Annotated in this window: 5 protein-coding genes; 3 read left to right on the forward strand and 2 right to left on the reverse strand. The window is 71.4% G+C overall.

Translation table 11 applies throughout. From position 1 onward, the window contains the following. Window positions 1-657, reverse strand: a 657-nt coding sequence (locus tag GH736_RS19260) for a M20/M25/M40 family metallo-hydrolase (RefSeq protein WP_159606221.1), incomplete at its 3' end; no start/stop codon positions are given. Window positions 658-727: 70 nt separating this feature from the next. On the opposite strand from GH736_RS19260, the gene GH736_RS19265 reads away from it, so the two are divergent. Then, complete coding sequence (locus tag GH736_RS19265) at window positions 728-1168, forward strand: helix-turn-helix transcriptional regulator (RefSeq protein ID WP_159606223.1); 441 nt, start codon at window positions 728-730, stop codon at window positions 1166-1168. A 10-nt stretch (window positions 1169-1178) separates the two neighbouring features. Beyond that, a complete protein-coding gene (locus GH736_RS19270) occupies window positions 1179-1583 on the forward strand; it encodes a VOC family protein (RefSeq protein ID WP_159606225.1) in 405 nt (134 codons plus the stop codon). A 6-nt stretch (window positions 1584-1589) separates the two neighbouring features. Here the strand turns inward: GH736_RS19270 and GH736_RS19275 are convergent, their stop codons facing one another. After that, the gene (locus GH736_RS19275) at window positions 1590-2243 is read right to left on the reverse strand and encodes an NADPH-dependent F420 reductase (RefSeq protein WP_203230860.1); all 654 of its coding nucleotides are present in this window, start codon (window positions 2241-2243) and stop codon (window positions 1590-1592) included. Between the two features lie 185 nt (window positions 2244-2428). Between GH736_RS19275 and GH736_RS19280 the strand changes: the two genes are divergently transcribed. Further along, complete coding sequence (locus tag GH736_RS19280) at window positions 2429-3550, forward strand: LLM class flavin-dependent oxidoreductase (protein WP_159606229.1); 1122 nt, start codon at window positions 2429-2431, stop codon at window positions 3548-3550. Window positions 3551-3565 lie beyond the last annotated feature (15 nt).

Consider the following 3565-nt stretch of genomic DNA (forward strand, 5'->3'; position numbering starts at 1 on the left):
TGGCGCCGACGCGTGCCCGCCCTCGCCGTGCGCGGCGAGGCGCAGGGTCACGACACCCTTCTCGCCGACGCCGACCATCGCCGCCGGGACCTTCACGAACGGCAGCGGCGCGTCGACGACCGCCCCGCCCTCGTCGAGCACGAGCCAGGGCGTGAGTCCGCGCTCGCGGAACAGGTCGGCGATGGCGCGGGCGGCGTCGCCATGGCTCTCCTCGTCGCCGCCGAACGAGAGGTACACGTCGCGGGCCGGCACGAACCCGTCGGCGAGCAGGTTCTCCACCGCCTCGAGCAGCACGAGCAGCGGTCCCTTGTCGTCGAGCGTGCCGCGCCCGTGCACGGCCCCGTCGCCGATGCGCCCCTCGAACGGCGGGAACGTCCAGCCGTCCGTCTCGACGGCCGGGACGACGTCGTAGTGGGCCATGAGCACCACGGGGTCGCCCGCTCCACGTCCACGCCAGTGGAAGAGCAGTCCGAGCGGCGTCACCCGCTCGCAGGCGAGATTCGCGTGCACCAGGGGATAGAGCTCTGCGAGCAGTTCCCGGAATCGGTCGAAGTGGGCGAGCCCCCGCTGCGCCAGGTCAGCCGACACCGTCGGCAGCTGCACCATGCGGGCGAGGCGCTCCGGCGCGCCGGGGCGCACGGTCACGGGTCGGGGCATTGCTCCACCCTAGGAGACGGTGCCGAGGGCACCGCTGACAACCGCGGCGCCGGATGCTAGCGTCGGGAACATGACCCCGCAGGAGCTCGAGACCCTCGTGTACCTGCGCCGAGCGCGCGACCTCATCGACCGCGACTACGCGAAGCCGCTCGACGTGCCGACCATGGCCGAGAAGGCGCTCATGTCGCCCGCCCACTTCTCGCGCCAGTTCCGCGCGGCCTACGGCGAGACGCCGTACAGCTACCTGATGACCCGCAGGATCGAGCGCGCCATGGCGCTGCTCCGCGCCGGTGTGAGCGTCACCGACGCGTGCATGGCGGTCGGGTGTACCTCGCTCGGGTCGTTCAGCTCGCGGTTCTCCGAGATCGTCGGCGAGACGCCCTCGGCGTACCGCAGCCGGGAGCACGATGCCGTCAACGCGATGCCGTCGTGCGTCGCCAAGGCGCACACCCGTCCGGTGCGCAATGCATCGAGCAGGATCGAAGAAGCCGGTGGCGTGAGCGCGGCCTAGAGTCGCCTCCATGACCATCGCACTCCAGTACACCAACATCACCGTCAACGACGTCGACGAGGCCATCGCCTTCTACGGCGACGCGCTCGGCCTGAAGGTGGTGAACGATGTCGCCTCGGGGAAGCACCGCTGGGTCACGCTCGGCAGCGATGCCCAGCCCGGCCTCGGCATCGTGCTCTCCGAGCCGCACGCCGGCCGTTCCCAGGCCGATGGCGACGCGATGCAGGAGCTGCTCGCCAAGGGCGTGCTGCCCATGCTCGTCTTCAGCTCCGACGACATCGACGCCACGTTCGAGACCGTGCGGGCATCCGGCGCCGAGGTGCTCCAGGAGCCCATCGACCAGCCGTGGGGACCCAGGGACTGCGCCTTCCGCGACCCGTCGGGCAACACCGTCCGCATCTCGCAGGCGGCCTGAGCCGCGTCAGGCGGCGAGGTGCGCGGCAGGCGCGAGCAGCGCGGCGAGTTCCGTCGCCGACAGCTCCCGTCCGAACGCCGGATGGCCGGGCTCGAGTGCGCGCCCGTTCGCGAGCGGTCCGCCGTCGACCGCGTCGAATCCGATGTCGTCGATGAGCTGCGCGATCACCGCGCGCGCATCGGCGTCGTCGCCCACGACGGCGAGCGCGCGGCGCAGTGGGGATCCCGCGTCCATCGCGTCGTCCTCCATCTCGTGGTAGCCGACGTGGTTCAGCGACTTCACGACCCGGGCGAGCGGGTTGCGCGAGGCGTTGATCTCGCTCGTCGAGCGCTCGTCGGCGTCGATCGCGGCGATGTGGCCGTCGACCGGCGGCCAGTAGTTCATGGCGTCCACGACGATGCGTCCGCCGAAGTCCTCCCATGGCACCGTGCCGGCCTTGCCGAACGGCACGGCGACGATGATGACGTCCGCGCCGGCGACGAGCTCGTCGGGCGTGACCACGCGAGCGCCGGGGGCCACGACGGACACCAGCAGGTCGAGGGCGGTCTGGCGCGGCGAGCCGGCGATGAGGACGTCGTACCCGGATGCCACGAGCAGGCGGGCGAGCGCGGTGCCCACCTTCCCCGCACCGAAGATGCCGATGACCGGCCGATCCGTCACGTCCACCCCTCCATTCTCGCCGACGCGACCGATGCATGCGTCGACATCATCCGGCAACGCCCGTTCAGCCCCCGGCATTCCCGCATGCCCGACCGCGACAGCCCGGCCTTCGGGGAATACGCTCGGCGTGACGTGAGTTGGCGTGGAAGATGCGTACGTATGCAGACGCGGAGATGAGGCAGGACATGGCCCAGCGCTACGAATTCGGACTCGACACCTTCGGCGATGTGACGGCGGCGCCCGACGGCACGCCGCTGCCGCATGCGCAGGTGCTGCGCAACGTCGTCGAGGAGGCCGTGCTCGCCGATCGCCTGGGCCTCGACTTCTTCGGCATCGGGGAGCACCATCGGCACGAGTTCGCCGTCTCCGCGCCCGAGGTCGTGCTCGGCGCGATCGCCGGTCGCACCGAGCGGATCCACCTCGGCTCGGCCGTGACCGTGCTGAGCTCCGACGACCCGGTGCGCGTCTTCCAGCGCTTCGCCACGCTCGACGGACTGTCGGGCGGCCGCGCCGAGGTGATCCTCGGGCGCGGATCCTTCATCGAGTCGTTCCCCCTGTTCGGCTTCGACCTCGAGCAGTACCAGGAGCTCTTCGAGGAGAAGCTGAACCTCTTCTCCGCGCTGCTCCCGCAGGAACCCGTCACGTGGAGCGGCGAGCTCAGGCCGCCGCTCACCGACCAGCTCGTCTACCCGCCCGTGGAGCACGGACGGCTGAAGACCTGGGTCGGCGTCGGCGGCAGCCCCGAGTCCGTGGTGCGGGCCGCGCACTACGGACTGCCGCTCGTCCTGGCGATCATCGGCGGCAGCCCGGCCCGATTCGCCCCGCTCGCAGACCTCTACCGCCGGGCGCTCTCGCAGTTCGGCCACCCCGAGCAGCCGGTCGCGATCCACTCGCCCGGATTCATCGCCGACAGCGACGCCGAGGCCCTCGACGTGCTGTGGCCGCACTACAAGGTCATCATCGACCGCATCGGCAAGGAGCGCGGCTGGGGCCCGGTCACGCGCGAGCACTTCGAGGGCGAGGCCGGACCGAACGGCGCCCTCTACGCGGGCTCGCCCGAGACCGTCGCGCAGAAGATCGCCGCGGCCATGCGCACGGTCGGCGCGGTGCGCTTCGACCTGAAGTACTCGAACGGCACCCTGCCGCACGAGGCGATGATGGGAAGCATCGAGCGGTACGCCACGCTCGTCGTGCCGCGGGTCCGCGAACTCCTCGGGGCAGCGGATGCAGCGGACGCCGAGCTCGACGTCCTGGCCGCCGCCGATCGTGCGGATGCCGCGGCTGCGGCCGAGCACCCGGGCGACTGAGCCGCCCCCCTCAGG

Origin of the sequence: Agromyces humi (assembly GCF_009720255.1) — a bacterium.
GTDB classification, from domain to species: Bacteria; Actinomycetota; Actinomycetes; order Actinomycetales; family Microbacteriaceae; genus Agromyces; species Agromyces humi.

Bases quoted from the DNA above. Each gene is read 5' to 3' on its own strand.
- GH736_RS19265 (WP_159606223.1), top strand. From the start codon at position 728: ATGACCCCGCAGGAGCTCGAGACCCTCGTGTACCTGCGCCGAGCGCGC.
- GH736_RS19270 (WP_159606225.1), top strand. From the start codon at position 1,179: ATGACCATCGCACTCCAGTACACCAACATCACCGTCAACGACGTCGAC.
- GH736_RS19280 (WP_159606229.1), top strand. From the start codon at position 2,429: ATGGCCCAGCGCTACGAATTCGGACTCGACACCTTCGGCGATGTGACG.